The 18832-nt window shown below is 39.5% G+C and carries 17 protein-coding genes; 8 read left to right on the top strand and 9 right to left on the bottom strand.

Going from position 1 to position 18832, the window contains the following annotated elements:
* Nucleotides 1-52: 52 nt before the first annotated feature.
* The gene (gene hutC, locus I6F50_RS07095; protein ID WP_007582045.1) at nucleotides 53-760 is read right to left on the bottom strand and encodes a histidine utilization repressor; all 708 of its coding nucleotides are present in this window, start codon (nucleotides 758-760) and stop codon (nucleotides 53-55) included.
* Between the two features lie 119 nt (nucleotides 761-879).
* Here hutC and hutI point away from each other — a divergent pair, with 119 nt between their 5' ends.
* Nucleotides 880-2127 (top strand): imidazolonepropionase, encoded by a 1248-nt coding sequence (hutI, locus tag I6F50_RS07090; RefSeq protein ID WP_197175820.1) that lies wholly within the window; start codon nucleotides 880-882, stop codon nucleotides 2125-2127.
* A 120-nt stretch (nucleotides 2128-2247) separates the two neighbouring features.
* Nucleotides 2248-3912: a GGDEF domain-containing phosphodiesterase gene (locus I6F50_RS07085; RefSeq protein ID WP_197161174.1), complete on the top strand. Its 1665-nt coding sequence runs from the start codon at nucleotides 2248-2250 to the stop codon at nucleotides 3910-3912.
* On the opposite strand, the gene I6F50_RS07080 is transcribed toward I6F50_RS07085, so the two are convergent.
* Together I6F50_RS07080 and rraA are read right to left on the bottom strand one after the other, a co-directional pair.
* Nucleotides 3909-4958, bottom strand: coding sequence for a formimidoylglutamase (locus tag I6F50_RS07080; protein WP_165728105.1), 1050 nt, complete (start codon nucleotides 4956-4958; stop codon nucleotides 3909-3911). The genes I6F50_RS07085 and I6F50_RS07080 overlap by 4 nt on opposite strands.
* Nucleotide 4959: 1 nt before the next feature.
* A complete protein-coding gene (rraA, locus tag I6F50_RS07075; protein WP_002959955.1) occupies nucleotides 4960-5457 on the bottom strand; it encodes a ribonuclease E activity regulator RraA in 498 nt (165 codons plus the stop codon).
* A 205-nt stretch (nucleotides 5458-5662) separates the two neighbouring features.
* On the opposite strand from rraA, the gene I6F50_RS07070 reads away from it, so the two are divergent.
* From I6F50_RS07070 to I6F50_RS07060, 3 genes are all read left to right on the top strand, one after another.
* A complete protein-coding gene (locus tag I6F50_RS07070; protein ID WP_033026551.1) occupies nucleotides 5663-6202 on the top strand; it encodes a phosphatase PAP2 family protein in 540 nt (179 codons plus the stop codon).
* The gene (locus I6F50_RS07065; RefSeq protein WP_165739483.1) at nucleotides 6199-7230 is read left to right on the top strand and encodes an MJ1255/VC2487 family glycosyltransferase; all 1032 of its coding nucleotides are present in this window, start codon (nucleotides 6199-6201) and stop codon (nucleotides 7228-7230) included. The genes I6F50_RS07070 and I6F50_RS07065 overlap by 4 nt, the downstream gene beginning before the upstream one ends.
* 108 nt (nucleotides 7231-7338) lie before the next feature.
* The gene (locus tag I6F50_RS07060; protein WP_165728107.1) at nucleotides 7339-9219 is read left to right on the top strand and encodes a methyl-accepting chemotaxis protein; all 1881 of its coding nucleotides are present in this window, start codon (nucleotides 7339-7341) and stop codon (nucleotides 9217-9219) included.
* An 86-nt stretch (nucleotides 9220-9305) separates the two neighbouring features.
* On the opposite strand, the gene I6F50_RS07055 is transcribed toward I6F50_RS07060, so the two are convergent.
* From I6F50_RS07055 to priA, 5 genes are all read right to left on the bottom strand, one after another.
* Entirely contained in the window at nucleotides 9306-9680 is a 375-nt protein-coding gene (locus tag I6F50_RS07055) for a gamma-butyrobetaine hydroxylase-like domain-containing protein (protein ID WP_010553804.1), read from the bottom strand.
* Nucleotides 9681-9742: 62 nt separating this feature from the next.
* The gene (gene hslU / locus I6F50_RS07050; protein WP_024594430.1) at nucleotides 9743-11071 is read right to left on the bottom strand and encodes an HslU--HslV peptidase ATPase subunit; all 1329 of its coding nucleotides are present in this window, start codon (nucleotides 11069-11071) and stop codon (nucleotides 9743-9745) included.
* An 11-nt stretch (nucleotides 11072-11082) separates the two neighbouring features.
* Nucleotides 11083-11601: an ATP-dependent protease subunit HslV gene (gene hslV, locus I6F50_RS07045; protein WP_002958366.1), complete on the bottom strand. Its 519-nt coding sequence runs from the start codon at nucleotides 11599-11601 to the stop codon at nucleotides 11083-11085.
* A gap of 79 nt (nucleotides 11602-11680) precedes the next feature.
* On the bottom strand, nucleotides 11681-12208 hold the full coding sequence (locus I6F50_RS07040; RefSeq protein WP_007582031.1) for an SPOR domain-containing protein: 528 nt from the start codon (nucleotides 12206-12208) through the stop codon (nucleotides 11681-11683).
* Nucleotides 12209-12228: 20 nt separating this feature from the next.
* Nucleotides 12229-14415 (bottom strand): primosomal protein N', encoded by a 2187-nt coding sequence (gene priA / locus I6F50_RS07035; protein ID WP_007582030.1) that lies wholly within the window; start codon nucleotides 14413-14415, stop codon nucleotides 12229-12231.
* A 230-nt stretch (nucleotides 14416-14645) separates the two neighbouring features.
* On the opposite strand from priA, the gene rpmE reads away from it, so the two are divergent.
* Together rpmE and I6F50_RS07025 are read left to right on the top strand one after the other, a co-directional pair.
* Nucleotides 14646-14861 carry a 50S ribosomal protein L31 gene (gene rpmE / locus I6F50_RS07030; protein ID WP_007582029.1) on the top strand — a complete coding sequence of 72 codons (216 nt, stop codon included), beginning with the start codon at nucleotides 14646-14648 and terminating at the stop codon, nucleotides 14859-14861.
* Between the two features lie 688 nt (nucleotides 14862-15549).
* The gene (locus I6F50_RS07025) at nucleotides 15550-16791 is read left to right on the top strand and encodes a malic enzyme-like NAD(P)-binding protein (RefSeq protein ID WP_007582028.1); all 1242 of its coding nucleotides are present in this window, start codon (nucleotides 15550-15552) and stop codon (nucleotides 16789-16791) included.
* Nucleotides 16792-16873: 82 nt separating this feature from the next.
* On the opposite strand, the gene metJ is transcribed toward I6F50_RS07025, so the two are convergent.
* On the bottom strand, nucleotides 16874-17194 hold the full coding sequence (gene metJ, locus I6F50_RS07020; protein ID WP_007586263.1) for a met regulon transcriptional regulator MetJ: 321 nt from the start codon (nucleotides 17192-17194) through the stop codon (nucleotides 16874-16876).
* Nucleotides 17195-17483: 289 nt separating this feature from the next.
* Here metJ and metB point away from each other — a divergent pair, with 289 nt between their 5' ends.
* Nucleotides 17484-18731 carry a cystathionine gamma-synthase gene (gene metB, locus I6F50_RS07015; RefSeq protein WP_121954134.1) on the top strand — a complete coding sequence of 416 codons (1248 nt, stop codon included), beginning with the start codon at nucleotides 17484-17486 and terminating at the stop codon, nucleotides 18729-18731.
* Nucleotides 18732-18832: the final 101 nt, after the last annotated feature.

Here is an 18832-nt window from a genome sequence, read left to right as displayed (position 1 = left end):
GTATATACAAGGTGATTTGTTATAAAAAAAGCGCAGTAAGCGCTATTGTTTGTTATTTTTTAAATGTTAAGTGACCACCTAAGCGATATTTACTGCCTGGTGATACAAGGCGCGCAAAGCTTACAATGCCGTTAATAGACCATGTGCGTCGAATAACTTGTAAGCATGGCTCTTCGTTATATAAGTTTAACCATTGGCACATTTCGCTGTTTGGCATAATAGCCTCTACGGTATGCCTCGCTTGGGTAAGTGGTGCAACACTAGATAGATACTCATGAGGTGTAAGCGTGCTAAAGTCTTGTTGTAAGTAACCAGCCGCAAGTGCAGGGTTTACAAAACGCTCTTCTAGCTGCAAGGGGCTGTCGTTTTCGTTATGCACGAGTACACTTCGATATACAACACTGTCAATCTCAACACCAAGTGCAATGGCAATAGGTGCGACTGCATTTATTGATTCAAGTATAAGTACACTACAGGTGTAGTTGCCGTTACGTTCCTTTACTTCATCAGCAATGTTTTTTATTTCGAGTAACGATGACTGCGATTTAAATGTGGCTACAAATGTACCTAACCCTTGGCTGCGGGTTAAAATACCTGCCTCGGTTAACTCGCTTAGTGCTCGGCGGGCTGTCATTCTGCTGACACTAAATTGACTACTTAGTTCGTTTTCAGAGGGAACACGTTGGTTTTCTTGCCACGTACCGCTGCGAATTTTATCAACAATGAATTGTTTTATTTGCGCAAATTTAGGTGTCGTCATTAAATTTATGGTTACATTAAAAATAAACTATATAAATAAGATGACACAATTACCTTGTATATACAAGATGGGTTGTTAGACTATATTTTCATCACTCTGGGCGTAAAAAGGGCTGTAAAATGCAAAGCACAACAAAAAATTATGAGTTAGAAGAAATTGACTTACTTTTAACTGATGCCAATATTGCCACTATGGATAGCAATATAAATGCCCCTTATGGCGCAATCGAAAATGCTGCTATAGCTATCAAAAATGGTAAAATTGCGTGGATTGGAGAGCAATCAACATTGCCCAGTTTTGATGTGTTTGCAACGCCGACATTGAGTATAAAAGGGCAGTGGTTAACGCCGGGCTTAATAGATTGTCATACACATTTAGTGTTTGCAGGTTCAAGGTCGCAAGAGTTTGAGCAGCGCTTGCAGGGTGTAAGTTATGAGCAAATTGCGGCACAAGGCGGTGGCATAGCAAGTACGGTTAAAGCGACGAGAGCAGCCGATCGAGATCAATTATTTGTTGATGCAAAAGATCGCTTAAATACGTTGTTAAAAGAAGGTGTAACCACTGTTGAAATAAAGTCAGGCTATGGGCTAGATACTGAAAACGAGATAAAAATATTAGAAGTAGCTCGTTTATTAGGTGAGCATCATCCTATTGATATTAAAACTACTTTTTTAGGGGCGCATGCTCTACCGCCTGAATACAAAGGCCGTGCTGATGAATATATTGATTTGGTATGTACTGACATGCTTGATCAGGTAGTGGCTAATAATCTTGCTGATGCAGTCGATGTATTTTGTGAAAATGTAGGCTTTAGTTATTCGCAAACCAAACGTGTTTTCCAGGCGGCTAAAAAGCATAACCTCCCAGTAAAATGCCATGCTGAGCAGTTATCTAATCAACATGGTGCTGAGCTGGTGGCGCAGTTCAATGGCCTTTCGGCAGATCATATTGAGCATCTCGATGAAGAGGGTGTAAAAGCCATGGCAAACGCTGGGACGGTCGCGGTGTTATTGCCCGGTGCATTTTATTTTTTAAGAGAAACACAATTCCCACCTATTGAGTTACTTAATCAATATAAAGTACCTATAGCTATTGCGAGTGATTTTAATCCTGGCACTTCACCGCTGTGCTCAGTGCACTTGATGATGAACATGGCATGCACATTGTTTAGATTAACACCCGAGCAAGCATTGGCAGGTGTTACTCGCAATGCTGCTAAAGCACTAGGGTTAGACGACCGTGGTATTTTAAAGGTTGGTGCAAGAGCTGATATTGCGCATTGGCAAATAAGTCATCCATCACAATTAAGTTACCAATTTGGCGTAAATAAACTGTTAAATTTATGGATTTTGGGTAGAATTAACTAGTTTGTATTATTTTTGCCCACATATAATCTGGTTTAAACTTTTTTAGCGAATACGGATGCCGTTAATTTGAACATACTAACCGACAGTAACTTCCCAATATTTTTTAGTGGTGCACTATTGATGGCGATGATTGCCACTTTATTTTCCGTTAAAAATGCCAGTATTAAATTTAGCTATTTATGCACAGCAGCTGTTGGTTTGGCTATTTTGAGTACGGGCGCAGCTTGGCTTGCCATTTTACTTGCCTTTGGATTTTGCTTTCATTTATGGCAAGCCTTTGAGCGAAATAATTGGAGCATGATTATTACCAGCTCAATGGCTGGTCTTTTATTTGTTGTTCTATTTTCAGCTCATTTATTATTGGAAGTTCCGTTATTTTGGGTTGTGTTAGCAATATTATTATTAGCTATTGTTGGCTTTTTAAATGACGAAAGCGCTGAAATAGAAGTCGTGATAGAGCCAGAACCTACAGGTGATACATTTATAGAAGAGTCTCCGCTTTCGGTTTTTGCAGATAGAAAACAGTTACGCCAAGGTTACTATGCATGGTGCGACAACAAGCAAGTAAATGCAGCGTTAATCGTTATTCGTCTTGAAGGGTTTGAGCAAGTTAACCAGCATATAGGACGTGACTTTGGCGATATACTTTTAGCACAATCGGCTAATCGAATAAAAGAACTGCTTTCAAGTGACGAAATAGTGACTTTAGTTGGGCAAGAAAAGCTAGCCCACTTAGGGGGCCTTAACTTTGCATTTATTTGTAGTTTCGCGAATCAAAAACATTTACATGAGTTGGTTATTGAACAAATACTGGGTGCAACACTTAAGCCATTTAATGTTGCTAACTGCACTGTAGAGGTAAAAGCGAGGGCGAGTTATGTTGATTGTAATGAGCAAGACAATAACTTTGATAATTTAATATCGTACGCATACCTAGCACTCGATAGCCACCCAAATCGCAAGGTTGTGCCTTATCATCAACAAATGATGATTGAACTGCGAGAGCAACAAGCGCGACTAAAAGAATTAGCAAATATTGATTTTTCGAGCGAATTAGAACTCTATTTTCAACCTATAATTTGTAACGAAAACGGTCAAATTGAGTTTTTAGAATTACTACTGCGTTGGCAGCATCCTAAGCAAGGGATTTTATCTGCTAATCGTTTTATTGACGACATAAGAATAGCTGGGCTTGGTTATCCGCTTGCTAAATTTGTAATGGAGAGAGCCGCTGAGCTTGCAATGGCGCTTAGAGTAGAAGGTATTTCCATACCGCTTAGCATTAACGTATTTGGCCCTGAAATGCTAAATGAAGAGTTTGTTGAATTTGTTGATGTTGTTATAAATGAACATCACTTAGAGGCGGGAGACTTAATTGTTGAATGCCCTTTACATATTTTTGCTGGTTTAGATGACAAAGGCCGAGGCATGATCGCAAGGCTTAATAACATAGGCTTAAAAGTATGTGTGGATGGACTTGGTGATAACCCGGTACTACTTTCTAAGTTGCCAAGTTTAGCGGTTGAGTATATTAAGGTTTCACCTTCACTTACCGCTGACTTTAGTAATCAAAACAATATACGCAGTTTAGTTGGTGGAATGGTTGATATGCATAGCCAACAAAAAACAAAAGTGATTTTTGAAGGAGTAGAAACACTTGAGCAACTTAAGTTTGTAAAAAGCTTAAAAGGTTATGCTGCCCAAGGTTATTACTTTGGTCACCCGCTAAGTAGTATCGGTTTAATGAGCTGGCTAAAAGAGTGGCGATCGGTTCAACAACGTTAAGTGTTTTCTTTGGCTTGTAGGTAGCTATTTACAAGTGCACTAATCACTTGCCCTACATGGGCAGCACCGGCATCTAACCCGTTAGGATGCTGGTTAGGCGCTGCTTCACATAAGTGTAAGTACTTAGAGTGCCGGTGGCTTGCAGCTAAATGCACAAAGTGCTCAGTGTCACTCACACTAAATCCGCAATATGTATACGCACTAACTGGCATATAAGTAATACTATCTAAATCAACTTCAACACCCAGAGGTAAATCATTAAAATTACTTAGTGCATTTTCAATTGCCTGCGTTAGTGTAATTTTTCGCTTAACTTGTATAGATTGATAGCTATCAAATTTAAAGTTAGCTTCACTCATTGCATCTATAATTGCTTGATTATTTTTTAATTCATGTAAGCCAATAACATGGTAATTACTTAGATGTTGCTCGTTATACGCGTAGCGAAAACCATTACCACTATGGCGACCTTCACATTCTCTAAAATCGGCATGAGGGTCAAAATTGATAGCATTAACAGGCGTGTTTTTTGACTTACTTAGCGCGCGAATAATACCTAAGCAATTATTGTGACCTCCGCCAATGACGATTGGCTCAAGCCCTGCTTTAAAAATAAGGCTTAATACTGACTCTACGCGTTCATCAAGTTGTTGGCATAAATCTCGTAATTGAGTTAACTGCTGGGCTTGCTGATTATTAAGTTGGTTGCTTTGCGCCATTAAATCATCAGTATTTACTTCACCCAATAAAAGTACTTTTTGAGTGGCGATAAATTGATTATGGGGTTGGTTTAAAAAACGTTTTAAAAAAGCAGACCATGCTTCGTTTGCACCGCCATTTCCTAAATTTGCTTTTGGGCCAATATCTTCGCAAATACCAAGAAGTACGTAGCGAATGCCAAATTGAGCTGCGTCAATAAGTGCTTGTTGCAGGTTTACTTGAGTGTCTAGCAAGGCCATTGATTGCCATGCTTTTTTTTCATTTACGCGGTTAGAGCAAAGTGCTCTAACCGCGCTTTCATCATATACTTTTAAATGGGAGGTCACGTTATACTTCTACAACTTCCAATTCTAATTCTTCTGCAGATAAAACAATGCCAGTACTATCGGCATAAATAAAGTCATCATCAAAAAATGATACACCGGCAAAGTTAACGCCTATAGCATCCTCGCCAGCACCTTCACTGTCAGCTGCAACAGGGATAGAAGCAATTGCTTGAATGCCTAAATCAAGTTCTTCAAGCTCATCAACGTGGCGTACTGCGCCGTAAACAACAATACCATTCCAGTTATTTTCAAGTGCAAGTTCGGCCAATTCAATATCAATAAGTGCACGGCGAGTTGAGCCACCACCATCAATAAGAAGCACTAAGTCTGTACCGTCTTGAGAAAGTAATTCGCGGATCAGTTCATTATTTTCAAAACATTTAACCGTTTTAATGCGGCCACCAAAGCTGTGTCGACCACCAAAGTTGATGAACATTGGCTCTAGCACGTCAACCACATCAGCAAAGTGGTCACATAAATCAGAAGTGCTGTAATCCATTATTTTATCCTCAAAAGGTACATTAATTTATACCTCAGTATACCCTCCTTATAAGCAATAACAACGACTTAATCGCAGTAAATTTAGACAAAACAAGCGCTAAATCATTAATCGCAATAATAGTGTCTTAAAAGCGTCACTCAATTGTTATTTACAACACATAAGCTAAATCGGTGTTCATATATTATGCAATGAGGGGGAAGTGATGGATAACAATAATATGTTTAAAAGGGCAGCTCTGCTAGATGAGCAATTATTTTTAACTCTGTTTAATTGCAACTCACCGAAGTGGTTTAAAACAATGGCGTTTGGCTTATCTAAAAGCGGTGATGGAGGGCTTTACATACTTGTGTGTTTAGCGGTGTGGTGGCTTAGTAATAATGAGCAGCAACAATTATTACCTGTAACGATATTAGTTGGTTTTGCTATAGAAAGGCCCATTTATTTACTGGCCAAAAATAGATTTGCCCGCATCCGTCCATGCGACTGCTTAGTAACAAATGCTTACATAGTACCAAGTGATAAATTTAGTTTGCCCTCGGGCCACAGCGCTGCAGCGTTCTTAGTTGCGATTATACTAAGTCACTTTTTCCCTGAATATATATGGCTACTACTTAGTTGGGCTGCTGGTGTGGCTATTTCTCGTGTTGTATTAGGCGTACATTTTCCTGCTGATATTATTATAGGTGCGATTATTGGCAGTGTTTGTGGCTTATTCGCATTAGCGCTCGTGGTACCTGTATGAAAATATTGTATGGAGTGCAGGGTACCGGTAATGGTCATATAACGCGGGCTAGGGTTATGGCAAGCTGCTTTAATAAACTTGGTATTGATGTTGATTATGTGTTTTCAGGGCGAGCAAATAAAGATTACTTTGATATGCACGAATTTTCAGATTATAAAGCGTATCGGGGCTTATCGTTTAGTACTGAAAATGGGCAAGTCAAAAATTTAAAAACACTTAAAAACATGCGAGTTTGTAAGCTGGTGAGTGATATAAAATCGCTTGATATAAAACAGTACGATTTTGTACTTAATGACTTTGAGCCAGTCACAGCATGGGCTGCAAAACGGGCCGATATACCCGTTATCGGTATTAGTCACCAAGCCGCATTTTTGTCAGAAAACGTACCTATATTTGGTCGTGGTGTACTTAGAAAATCGCTCATCAAGCATTATGCACCAGCATCTACCTACTTAGGCGTACACTGGAAGCCATTTGCAAATAATATAATCCCGCCTTTTATTGCTCATCATAATCATGAGAATCCTGTCGCGGTACTAAATAAGGTATTGGTATATTTACCGTTTGAAAACTTAGATAGCATTGTTGATTACTTAAAAGACTTTCCCGAAAAAGAATTTTATTGTTATCACCCAAATGCCTGCAATCAGTCTTTTGGACATATACATTTGCGACCCCCCTCACGTTCTGGTTTTTTAAATGACTTAGCAAACACGAGTGGCGTTATTGGTAATGCGGGGTTTGAGCTTGCCAGTGAAGCGCTTAAGTTAGGTAAGAAGTTACTATTAAAGCCTTTAGATGGGCAGTTTGAGCAAACCGCAAATGCACAAACTTTGTTTGCCATGGGCATGGCGCATGTTATGAACTATTTAAACCCGCAAGCCCTTGATGACTGGAATAGCGCCCCGCAAAATAAGCAAATAAATTACCCTAGCGATCCCGAGCCTTTAATTGATTGGTTGGTTAAACAACAGTGGAATAACACACAATCGTTACACAAAGGTTTGTGGGATAGTGTCGCTTTATAGCCATCATAATTAAGTAGCTTAGAATAACCAATAATAAAAAGTTAATTAATGAGTCGCTCCTGAGCTATCAGCTATAATACAAATGCATATTTAAAAAAGGCGTTAGCGATGAATTTTTTACAAAACTTAACAATCAAACGACGTTTACAGTTAAACGCAGTCGTTGTTGGTTTAGCAATGGTGGTCCTTTTATGCGTAATAATTTATGAAGCGAGAACAACGTTAAGCTTAAATAAAACAATTCAGCTTGCTGAAGAGCTTAATATCCATGAATTAGAACTGCGTAAACATGAAAAAAACTTTCTTTTTTATAAACAAGAAGAAGCATTAGACTTATTTGAACAAGATTATAACCAGCTTAAAAGTAAAATTGCTAAGTTGAATGTAATTATGCAAGAGCAGGGTATCGAAACCCAAAAAATAAGTAATCTCGATAATTTGGTAAGTGCTTATAGCAATGACTTTATGAGTGTTGTTGTGCTACAAAAACGCATAGGATTACACCCAAAAGATGGGCTGTATGGCGAACTAAGAAGTGCAGTACACGAGGTCGAAAGCTTGCTCAAAGAGCAAGATAATTACAAACTCTTATCTTCTATATTACAATTAAGACGGGCTGAAAAAGATTTTATGCTACGTTTTGATCTTAAGTATTTAACTCGATTTGATGAAGGGGTTGATACTTTAAAGCAGCAAATCGCTCAGGCTCAATTTGATACGGGGTATACAGCTCAATTAAATGGCTTTTTAAATTCCTACCAAACGCAATTTCAAGCATTGGTCCAGGCACAGGTTGAATTGGGCTTAGATTTAAATTCAGGAGCACTTGGAAAAATGCGTAAAAGTGTTGAACAAAGTGATGCAATCGTTGCGCAGATACTATTAAGCACTAAGCAGCAGGTAGATAAAAGCGTTGAACAGGCACAATTTTTAGCCATTCTTATTTTTGTGATTGCTGGCATTATTGTTTTAATGTTGGTTTATTTCACGAGCCGCTCGATTATTGTGCCTATAGAGCGGGTTTATCACACCATTAACGACATTCGTCGTAATAATGATTTAAGCGTGATGATAGAGCAAACAGGTAAAGACGAAATTACCACCATGACGGTCGACTTTAATAGTTTAATAGGCGATTTTAAAAACTTAATTAACGAAGTTAATGGTGCTTTAAATACGCTTAACATAGCAACAGAGCATTTATCAGAAAGTACCGCAGCAACAAGCTCCGGTATGCAAGAGCAATTACATGAAGCCGACATGGTTGCAACTGCAGCCACCGAAATGCAGGCGACGATTCAGGATATTTCACATAATACTGAAGCGGCTGCTAAAAAAGCAGAGTCAACAAACTTAAGTGCTCAACAAGGGCGCAGTGAAGTTGACTCTACCGTTAAGCACATTAGAGCCCTATCTGATTCGTTAGGGAATGCATCAAATGTAGTATCGCAACTTGAAAAAGATGGCGAAACAATTGGTTCAGTGCTTGATGTAATTCGGGGGATTGCAGATCAAACAAATTTACTCGCACTTAATGCGGCAATAGAAGCGGCACGTGCTGGTGAGTATGGTCGTGGTTTTGCTGTTGTTGCAGATGAGGTTCGTTCATTAGCGAAGCGTACTCAAGAGTCCACGAGTGAGATTGAAGGTATTATAAGTACCTTACAGCAGCGTACTCAAGAAGTGGTGAGTATTATGCACAAATGTCGTTCTCAAGGCGATGAAAGTGCCTCGCAAGCAATTAAAGCAGGTGAGTTATTAGGCGCAATTACTGAAGATGTACAAACAATAATGGAAATGAGCTCTCAAATAGCGGTTGCTATTGACGAGCAAAGCCAAGTGGCATCAGAGGTTAATAAAAATGTAGTAAGAATTCGCGACATTGCGCAAGATGCAACTGAACATGCTGCTAAAAACGCCCAAACTAGCGAAGAAGTATCTGAGCAAGCTAGAGTGTTATTTAGCGCTATTGATAAGTTTAAAGTGTAACTAACCTGAACTCTGGATAGTAAATATTTTAACCAGGGTTTAGGTTAACTAATCTAAAAATACCCACCTAAAGTTACCAATAAGGTTTAAGGAATAAACTTTATTGGTACACTGTTTTTGTTTTGTTCGTGCTCGGCTACGCGTGCCGAATATTCATCGCTCAACGTTTGTTGCTGCGCTTGTAGTTTTTCAAAGTAACTCCAACTGAACAGTCCGCTATTGTGACCATCATCGAAATCTAAACGCAGTGCATAATGCCCAACAGGTACTATGTTTTTTATACCTACAGATTGTTTATTTAAAACCAATTTCATAGGGCCAGAGCCATGGCCTTGCACTTCAGCAGAGGGAGAGTGAACGCGTAAAAATTCACAGCTAAAGACTGCTTGGCTATCGTCGTCAAAATAAACATCTAAATTTTTACTCACGCTGTGGTAATGCACTTTTGTAACGTGTTTCATTTTATATACCCCATTAAAAAGCCCCCAATCTGGAGGCTTTTAGTATAACGTTTATATTCGTTTTATAGAATGAAGCGGCTTAAGTCTTCATCTTCAACAAGTGCACCTAGATGTTTTTCAACGTAAGCGGCGTCAATAACAAGTGATGAACCTGCTTTTTCAGAAGCATCGTATGAAATTTCTTCCATCAATCTTTCCATCACAGTATGCAAGCGACGAGCACCGATGTTTTCGGTTTTTTCGTTAACTTGCCACGCAGCCTTAGCAATACGCTCAATAGCATCATCACTAAACTCAATCGTTACTTGCTCAGTTTTAAGGAGCTCTCGTTGTTGCTCAGTAAGCGATGCATGCGGCTCTGTCAGGATACGTTTAAAGTCATTTGCAGTTAGTGGCTCAAGTTCTACTCGAATCGGTAAGCGACCTTGTAGCTCAGGTATCATGTCTGATGGTTTAGACATTTGGAACGCACCTGAGGCAATAAACAACATATGGTCAGTTTTAACCATACCGTGTTTAGTGTTTACTGTTGAGCCTTCAATTAGCGGTAGTAAGTCGCGCTGAACACCTTCTCGGCTCACATCAGGGCCTGAAGAATCACCACGTTTACAAATTTTGTCTATTTCATCAATAAACACAATACCGTTTTGCTCTACTGCAAAAATAGCTTGTTCTTTTAGCTCTTCAGGGTTTACTAATTTAGCGGCTTCTTCTTCTGTTAATAGTTTGAAGGCTTCTTTAATTTTTAACTTACGTTTAGTGCGTTTATCGCCGCCCATGTTTTGAAACATGCTTTGTAACTGGTTGGTCATATCTTCCATACCAGGAGGCGCCATAATTTCTACGTTTGATTGAGCTTGCGCTAGTTCAATCTCGATTTCTTTATCATCTAATTGACCTTCACGTAATTTTTTACGAAATGTTTGGCGAGTAGATGAAGTATCGTCGCGTTGGCTTTCGCCATATTGATCTTTAACCGGTGGTAAAAGTGCATCTAAAATACGCTCTTCTGCTGCTTCTTCGGCGCGATGTTTAAACTTTTTAGTTTGCTGTTCGCGAGTCATTTTAATTGAAACATCAACGAGGTCACGTATGATCGTATCTACTTCTTTACCAACATAACCAACTTCAGTGAATTTAGTCGCTTCTACTTTAATGAATGGTGCGTTAGCAAGTTTTGCTAAACGGCGGGCAATTTCTGTTTTACCTACGCCTGTTGGACCAATCATTAATATATTTTTTGGTGTTACTTCACTGCGTAAATCTTCATTTAATTGCATGCGGCGCCAGCGATTACGAAGCGCAATAGCGACTGCTTTTTTAGCTTTAGCCTGACCTATAATGTGCTGATCTAGCTCGTGAACAATTTCTCTTGGGGTCATATCAGACATAATAGTTCCTATTATAATTCTTCGATTGTTTGGAAGTTATTAGTAAATACGCAGATGTTGCCTGCAATAGTTAAGCTTTTCTCTACTATTTCACGAGCGCTTAAATCTGTATTTTCTAAAAGGGCGGTTGCAGCTGATTGCGCAAAGTTACCACCACTACCAATTGCAATTAAATCGTTTTCTGGCTGAACTACATCGCCATTACCGGTAATAATTAAAGAGGCTGTTTCGTCTGCTACAGCGAGCAGCGCTTCGAGTTTTCGAAGTGCACGGTCACTTCGCCAATCTTTAGCCATTTCTACTGCGGCTTTAGTTAGGTTACCTTGGTGCATTTCTAATTTGCTTTCAAAACGTTCGAAAAGAGTGAAGGCATCAGCAGTACCGCCGGCAAAACCAGCGATTACTTTGCCATTATAAAGACGTCGAACTTTGCGGGCGTTGCCCTTCATTACGGTGTTACCAAGTGAAACTTGGCCATCGCCGCCAATTACAACTTTGTCGCCGCGGCGAACACTTACGATAGTAGTCATGTTATTCCTCATCATCGAGCTGCAGAGGCAACTCGTAAAAAACGATTATGATGAGGTTATATGGGTGAATGGTTTATTTTCAAGTCCAGCCCCAAATTCCGCAGCCGACTATTTTTACACGTTTAAGTTTGTTTTTATCGCTTTCGGCTTGGCGTTTGGTTTTATAAGGGCCTAAACGTACTTTATACCAAGTGCCATTGCTGCCTTCAGCCTGTTTGATCTCAGAAATGAGCCCTGCAAATGCGATTTTAGCTTTTAATGATTCAGCTTGTGCATGAGTTCTGAACGAACCGCATTGCATAACATAAGGACCTTTTTGCTCAAGTTCTTTTACTTCAACTTGAATCTCGTGGTTTCTAATTTCTTTAATAAATTCCGGTGTACGTGGAATAACAACTTCTACTTTTGCGGGTGCAGTTGGGTTAGCTTGTTTTTCGACAAGCTTTGGATCGGCATTACTTTTTATAAACCATAGTGTGTAGGCAAAACCACCTACAAGTAAGATGGCTATAACGGCTAAAAGAATAGGAAATGGTTTTTTAGCGGGTGCGTTTTTTTTACTGTTTCTGCCTGCAGGCTTTTTATTAATATAATCGTGCTGTGCCATGGTGTTATTTTGGCCTTAACCTAAATCATGTCTATAGGGTCTACGTCTAAGCTCCAGCGTACTTTTTGTGCAAGTTTACTGGTACTTAAATAATCAACCATTTGCGCAAGGTACTGATGTAATATGCGACGATCTTGCGCTTGAATATGCAATTGAAAACGATACATACCTGCGACTCTTTCAAGTGGGGCAGGGATCGGACCGAGCAATTGTATACCAGATACCCCATTCACAGGAACCAAATCCGTCAAAAAATCGACGACTAGTTTAATACTATGTCCTTGTGCACGCACAATGGCCATATTTGTAATGGGCGGTAAGTCAGCATCATCGCGCTCACTAAGAGCAAAGCGGGCAAAGTCTTGGTAACCATTATTAACTAAGTCTTGCAAAAGAGGGTGTTCTGGAAAGTGTGTTTGTAATAACACTTGACCAGGCTCACCTGAACGTCCAGCACGCCCCGCTACTTGGGTGACTAATTGCGCTAAATGCTCTGTCGCTCTAAAGTCGCATGAGTATAAGCCGCTATCTACATCTAAAATTATAACAAGGCTTACATCTGCAAAGTGATGGCCTTTGGCAAGCATTTGTGTGCCCACTAAAATGCGTGCGCCGCCTAGGTTTATTTCATCAAGTGCTTTTTCAAGGCTACCTTTACGGCGAGTTGAATCGCGGTCTATACGAGTAACAGGTGTATCAGGGAATTCGGTCGATAAAAACTCTTCAATTTGCTCTGTGCCTTTACCGTTAGGAAATATTTGCGTACTTCCACAGTCAGGGCATTGGTGAGGGACAGGGTACTGGTCGCCACAGTGATGACAGATCATTTGCCCAATCGCTTTATGAAATGTAGCGCTGGTACTGCATCGTTTACACTCGCTCAACCAACCGCACTCATGGCAAATAAGGGTGGGTGAGAAACCTCGGCGATTTAAAAATACCATAACCTGTTTACCGCGATTTAAGTGCTGACGCATAGTAGCAAGACTTGCATGTGCAATACCTGCTTGGTCGGGCTGACCTTTCATATCGAGTAACTTAAACTGATTGTCAGTCGCTGTTTGCGCACGCTCCGTTAAACTTAATAGCTGGTATTTGTTATTAATTGCTTTGTGAAGTGTTTCAAGCGCGGGTGTGGCGCTGCCTAATATAAGCGGGATTTTATGCTGAAAAGCTCTGTAAGCGGCTAAATCACGAGCATGGTAACGAAGGGTATCTTGTTGTTTAAATGACGAGTCGTGTTCTTCATCAACAACAATCATACCGAGTTTTAAAAATGGCAGAAAAATACTCGAACGTGTGCCAATAACTATCGCACAACTGCCTTTTTCGCAAAAACGCCATGTTTGTAAACGTTCGTTGTCGGTAAGGGCTGAGTGCCAAAGCATAATGGGTGTATCAGGAAAGCGGCGGCGAAAACGGTTTACGGTTTGTGGTGTTAGGCCGATTTCGGGCACGAGTACGAGGGCTTGCTCGCCACGTTTGAGTACTTCTTCTAGGCACTGTAAATACACTTCGGTTTTACCGCTGCCCGTTACGCCTTCTAATAAGAAGCTGCTAAAGCCAGTACTTTGATTTATAGCTGTGCAAGCAACCGCTTGTTCTTTATTAAGTACTGGTTTACTACCGACGGTTGGAGCAACACTTTGCCATTGGTTATCGTGCTCAATAGTTTGTGTTATGAGTTCTTTATCTATTAAGCTATCTATTGTTTTTTTACTAAAGCCCAGTGCTTTTAACTCAGTTAATGATGACTTACCTGATTGCGATAACTGCTTTAATAGGTTGAGCTGTGTTTTAGCTTTTAATGACGGTACTTTTGCACCTTTTTCTGTCAGGGCAACCATATTAATACTGGTTTTATCAGGCGATTCACCTTGGCGAAGTGCACCAGGTAGCGCTATATGAATAGTTTCGCCTAATGGATAGCAATAATAGCGGGCAGTAAAGCTAAGGAGTTCTAAATGCTGGGCACTTAAAATAGGGGCGTCGTCTATTACCTCTATAATATTTTTAATTTTATTTAAAGGGACGTCGGTACTGCTTTTAATACCCAAAACAACCGCTACTTTTTTTTGATTACCAAAAGGTACCAAAACTCGCATGCCAGGTAGTAAGGGAATTGATAAGCCACTGAGCTGTTCTTCTATTTTATAATCAAAGGTGCGTGGAAGCGGGACTTTAATAGCAACTTCAACAAAACTCATAACAACTCAACCCGTAAAATTAATGCTGTAATGTACTAAAAATAACGCTAAAAACCTACTAGCAATAGTGCTTGAGAAAGAGATTGTTCACTTTTTTGGCAAAAATATAAATAAATACTTGTGTGGGGGGAGGTTGTTGGATAAAATCCGCCACCAACAAATTTGTTTTAACGACGTATGGTGCCAAACTCCGGGTTTGGAGAGCGATGCGGCCTTAACTAGAGGTTCCTATGAAAGAAGGTATTCACCCTAAGTACGAAGTAATTTCTGCAACATGTTCATGTGGAAATAAATTCGAAACTAGCTCAACTCTTTGTAAAGACATTCACTTAGACGTATGTTCTGCGTGTCACCCGTTTTACACTGGTAAGCAAAAAGTTTTAGACACTGGCGGACGTGTTGATCGCTTCAACAAGCGCTTTGGTGCACTTGCCAGCAAGAAGTAATTATTGCTGTTTAGTTAAAAAAAGCACCTTAGGGTGCTTTTTTTGTGCCTAAAATTTGTTATTTATTATCTTAAACTAACCTACATAAATCTTTGAGCAATTTAACGAATTAAATTGCACTATAACGTCGTTAAAAAATTTTTATTTAGAACAACTAGATACAAAAATTTTTGCCTAGTTCTAGCGTAATTTTCTTAACGTTAAATAGACCCCATATATAAGCAGATTGGTATTATTTCGTTGATTTTAACTATCCCCTCCTTTTGCATAACTATTTCCTATTCTTATTCTGAGTATGCATAATCCTTTACAGACAAATCGATAGATATTCTCTATATTTTAAATAGTACAATTTTTAACTAGGTTGATAAAAGTATCTAACGTGGGCTTATCTGTTTTTAAAGTAGGGTAGTAGGCTGTTATTCTAAGTTTATGCTGATACTTTAAGTATACATTTTATAAGATTTTGATAGGCATAAAAGCACCTTAAAACTTACTTTTTAGGTGAATTTTTATTTATTAAATGTTGATATAATCCTGCAAAGTTACTGAAAAACCTCTTAAAATTATAGGATATAGCATATAACAGGATAGACCTGATATTGCTTGGAATTTAAAAATAATAAGGGTATCGTACCCCAAGACTCCATCTCTCACTTTAACTTAAATTGCAGGATACCATCGCGTTATGTCTGACTTTCGTGAACAAGCACTACATTACCACTCACATCCCGTACCAGGTAAAATTAGCATTGAGCTTACAAAACCAGCTGAAACGGCTCATGATCTTGCACTTGCGTATAGCCCAGGTGTTGCCGAACCTGTACGTGAAATAGCTGCAGATCCTGCAAATGCTTATAAATATACGGGTAAAGGTAACATGGTTGCGGTTATTACTAATGGTACTGCAATTCTAGGCCTTGGTAATTTAGGTCCTTTAGCGTCTAAGCCTGTAATGGAAGGTAAAGCGCTATTGTTTAAACGTTTTGCAGGGCTTGATTCTATCGATATTGAAGTTAAGCACAAAACAACAGAAGACTTTATTAATACGGTTGCCAATATTGCCGACACATTCGGTGGTATTAACCTTGAAGATATTAAAGCACCAGAGTGTTTTGAAATTGAAAAAGCATTAATAGAGCGTTGTAGCATTCCTGTTTTTCATGATGATCAACACGGTACTGCCATTGTAACGGCTGCTGGTATGTTAAATGCGCTAGAAGTACAAGGTAAGTCAATTGAAGATGCAATTATTGTATGTTTAGGTGCAGGCGCTGCCGCTGTTGCGTGTATGGAGCTGTTAATTAAGTGTGGTGCACTGCGTGAACACATTTATATGCTTGACCGCAAAGGTGTTATTCATACCCGCCGCGATGACTTAAATGAATATAAACAGCTTTTTGCTAACAATACCGATAAGCGTACATTGCAAGATGTAATTGCAGATGCTGATGTGTTTGTGGGTGTTTCTGGTCCTAACTTATTAGCGGCTGAAGATTTAAAGCTAATGGCTGCAAAACCAGTTGTGTTTGCATGTTCAAACCCAGATCCTGAGATTGATCCTGCACTTGCGCACGGCGCACGCAACGATTTAATCATGGCAACAGGGCGCTCTGATTACCCTAACCAAGTTAATAATGTTTTATGTTTCCCGTTTATTTTCCGTGGTGCACTTGATGTACGTGCAAGTGCTATTAACGATGAAATGAAAATTGCTGCAGTAGATGCTATTCGAAGTATTGCCAAAGAGCCAGTACCTGCAGAAGTTTTAAAAGCCGCTGGAGTAGATAAACTAGAATTTGGTGCGCAGTATATTATTCCAAAACCAATGGATCCACGTTTACTGCCGCGTATAGCAAGAGCTGTTGCACTTGCTGCTATTGAGTCAGGTGTTGCACAAATTGAGCTACCTGAAAACTATATGCAGTAAATCTATACAGTAGAGCTATGCAATAAAATTTAGACATAAAAAAACCTCAGTAATTACTGAGGTTTTTTTGTCTTTGTAATATTTATTCTTCGTTTAAAACGGGTACTTCTAGACCCATTTCTTGCATTATTTTTTTAACTTCTTCTGGTACTTTTTCGGCGTTATCTTTACGTAAGTCATCGTCATTTGGTAAAGGTTGGCCAGTAAAAGCATGCAAAAATGCCTCACATAGCAATTCACTATTTGTAGCATGGCGAAGGTTATTGATTTGACGACGTGTACGTTCGTCAGTTAATACCTTTAATACATTTAGCGGGATCGAAACGGTGATCTTTTTAACTTGCTCTGATTTTTTACCGTGTTCTGCGTATGGGTGAATATACTCACCATTCCATTTAGCCATAAGATGTATCGTTGCCTCAGATTATTAATTTCTCACACGGTATAAAAAGCGTGTAAATATGCGTGAAATTCTATCGATTTAAAAAAGATAGTCAAATAATAGATACCGATCTATCTTAATAAGCCTATTGTAGGTGTAAAGATAAGCACACTTTTGTGAGCTAAAATGTGTTATTCGCAGAAGCCCCTTCTACTTTTAGCCATCTAGAGCTTTAAAATACTTTGACTTATCAAAACGGATAACTTACTCTTTTAGACGTCTAAACATCCAAATTAATCAGGTGACGAATATGAGCGAAAAAAACAAAGCGACCATTGCTGTACGTAACGGCGTTGATGCTGATAAACATCATGGTGCGGTGGTACCGCCAATTTATTTATCGACTACTTATTCGTTTGCCGACTTTGATACTAAGCGTGAGTATGATTATGGTCGTAGCGGTAATCCTAATCGTGATATTTTAGCTGAGACGCTTGCTAAGCTTGAAGGTGGCGCTCGTGGCATAATTACAGCTACAGGCATGGCTGCCGTGCATTTAGCTACTCAGCTACTTAATAGTGACGATACGTTAGTAATTCCACATGATTGTTATGGTGGCAGCTATCGTTTATTTACATCTTTACAAAAACGCGGACTACTAAAGCTCGAAATATTAGATTTAACAAAAGAAGAAAGCCTTCAACAAATTTTAGTAATTAAACCTAAGCTTATTTGGATAGAAACCCCAAGTAACCCAGTACTTCGTTTAACAGATATTAAAGCGGTGACCGATGTTGCAAAGCAATGCGGTGCATTGGTGGCTGCAGATAACACGTTTTTGTCGCCTGCTTTACAAAATCCTCTTAAGTTTGGTGTAGATATTGTGGTGCATTCAACCACTAAATACATTAACGGACACTCAGATGTAGTAGGCGGCGCTGTTATTGCCGCAACACAAGAGTTAGGCGATGAGCTTGCTTGGTGGGCTAATAACATTGGTATTACGGGTGCGCCTTTTGATAGCTATTTAACGCTTCGTGGTTTACGTACTTTAAATGTGCGCCTAAGGCAGCATCAAGAAAATGCACTGGCAATAGCTAAGTATCTTGAAAGCTCTGAATATGTAAGCCAAGTTTACTACCCAGGTCTTGAGTCACATCCTCAACATGAGCTGGCTAAAGCACAGCAACTTGGTTTTGGTGGCATGGTGAGTTTTGATATTAAAGGCGATATAAACGACGCTGCGGCATTTTTAACTAGCCTTAAAACGTTTAGTTTAGCTGAGTCACTAGGTGGCGTAGAGAGCTTAATTTGTCACCCTGCAACTATGACGCACGCAGGTATGGAGGCAACAGCACGTTTAGAAGCGGGTGTGGGCGATACGCTTATTCGTATTTCGGTAGGTATTGAAGATATACACGATTTAGTCGCTGATTTTGAACGAGTGTTTGAACTTGTAAAACCAGGGCAAAATAAAAATGTTGGCCGTGTAGGCAAAGGAGCAGGCACTCCTGGTGGTAACGTTAAATTAAGTGCAGCCCGTCCGGCGCTTTGGTAAGTAATACCAATCCGCAATAATACCTAATCAATTTGAGGGATTAAACCGCACGCTAACTTCGTTAAAAATTTCTCATATAGAACAACTAAACAACGAAATTT

The sequence above is a fragment of the Pseudoalteromonas sp. NZS127_1 genome (genome assembly GCF_015864295.1).
Taxonomy (GTDB): domain Bacteria; phylum Pseudomonadota; class Gammaproteobacteria; order Enterobacterales; family Alteromonadaceae; genus Pseudoalteromonas; species Pseudoalteromonas arctica.
Note: the sequence above shows the minus strand (reverse complement) of the source record. Positions and strands in the feature narration are given on the sequence as shown.

Coding starts and splice junctions, on each gene's coding strand:
- hutC (WP_007582045.1), bottom strand. CDS start 760: ATGACGACACCTAAATTTGCGCAAATAAAACAATTCATTGTTGATAAA.
- hutI (WP_197175820.1), top strand. CDS start 880: ATGCAAAGCACAACAAAAAATTATGAGTTAGAAGAAATTGACTTACTT.
- I6F50_RS07085 (WP_197161174.1), top strand. CDS start 2,248: ATGGCGATGATTGCCACTTTATTTTCCGTTAAAAATGCCAGTATTAAA.
- rraA (WP_002959955.1), bottom strand. CDS start 5,457: ATGGATTACAGCACTTCTGATTTATGTGACCACTTTGCTGATGTGGTT.
- I6F50_RS07070 (WP_033026551.1), top strand. CDS start 5,663: ATGGATAACAATAATATGTTTAAAAGGGCAGCTCTGCTAGATGAGCAA.
- I6F50_RS07065 (WP_165739483.1), top strand. CDS start 6,199: ATGAAAATATTGTATGGAGTGCAGGGTACCGGTAATGGTCATATAACG.
- I6F50_RS07060 (WP_165728107.1), top strand. CDS start 7,339: ATGAATTTTTTACAAAACTTAACAATCAAACGACGTTTACAGTTAAAC.
- I6F50_RS07055 (WP_010553804.1), bottom strand. CDS start 9,680: ATGAAACACGTTACAAAAGTGCATTACCACAGCGTGAGTAAAAATTTA.
- hslU (WP_024594430.1), bottom strand. CDS start 11,071: ATGTCTGATATGACCCCAAGAGAAATTGTTCACGAGCTAGATCAGCAC.
- hslV (WP_002958366.1), bottom strand. CDS start 11,601: ATGACTACTATCGTAAGTGTTCGCCGCGGCGACAAAGTTGTAATTGGC.
- I6F50_RS07040 (WP_007582031.1), bottom strand. CDS start 12,208: ATGGCACAGCACGATTATATTAATAAAAAGCCTGCAGGCAGAAACAGT.
- priA (WP_007582030.1), bottom strand. CDS start 14,415: ATGAGTTTTGTTGAAGTTGCTATTAAAGTCCCGCTTCCACGCACCTTT.
- rpmE (WP_007582029.1), top strand. CDS start 14,646: ATGAAAGAAGGTATTCACCCTAAGTACGAAGTAATTTCTGCAACATGT.
- I6F50_RS07025 (WP_007582028.1), top strand. CDS start 15,550: ATGTCTGACTTTCGTGAACAAGCACTACATTACCACTCACATCCCGTA.
- metJ (WP_007586263.1), bottom strand. CDS start 17,194: ATGGCTAAATGGAATGGTGAGTATATTCACCCATACGCAGAACACGGT.
- metB (WP_121954134.1), top strand. CDS start 17,484: ATGAGCGAAAAAAACAAAGCGACCATTGCTGTACGTAACGGCGTTGAT.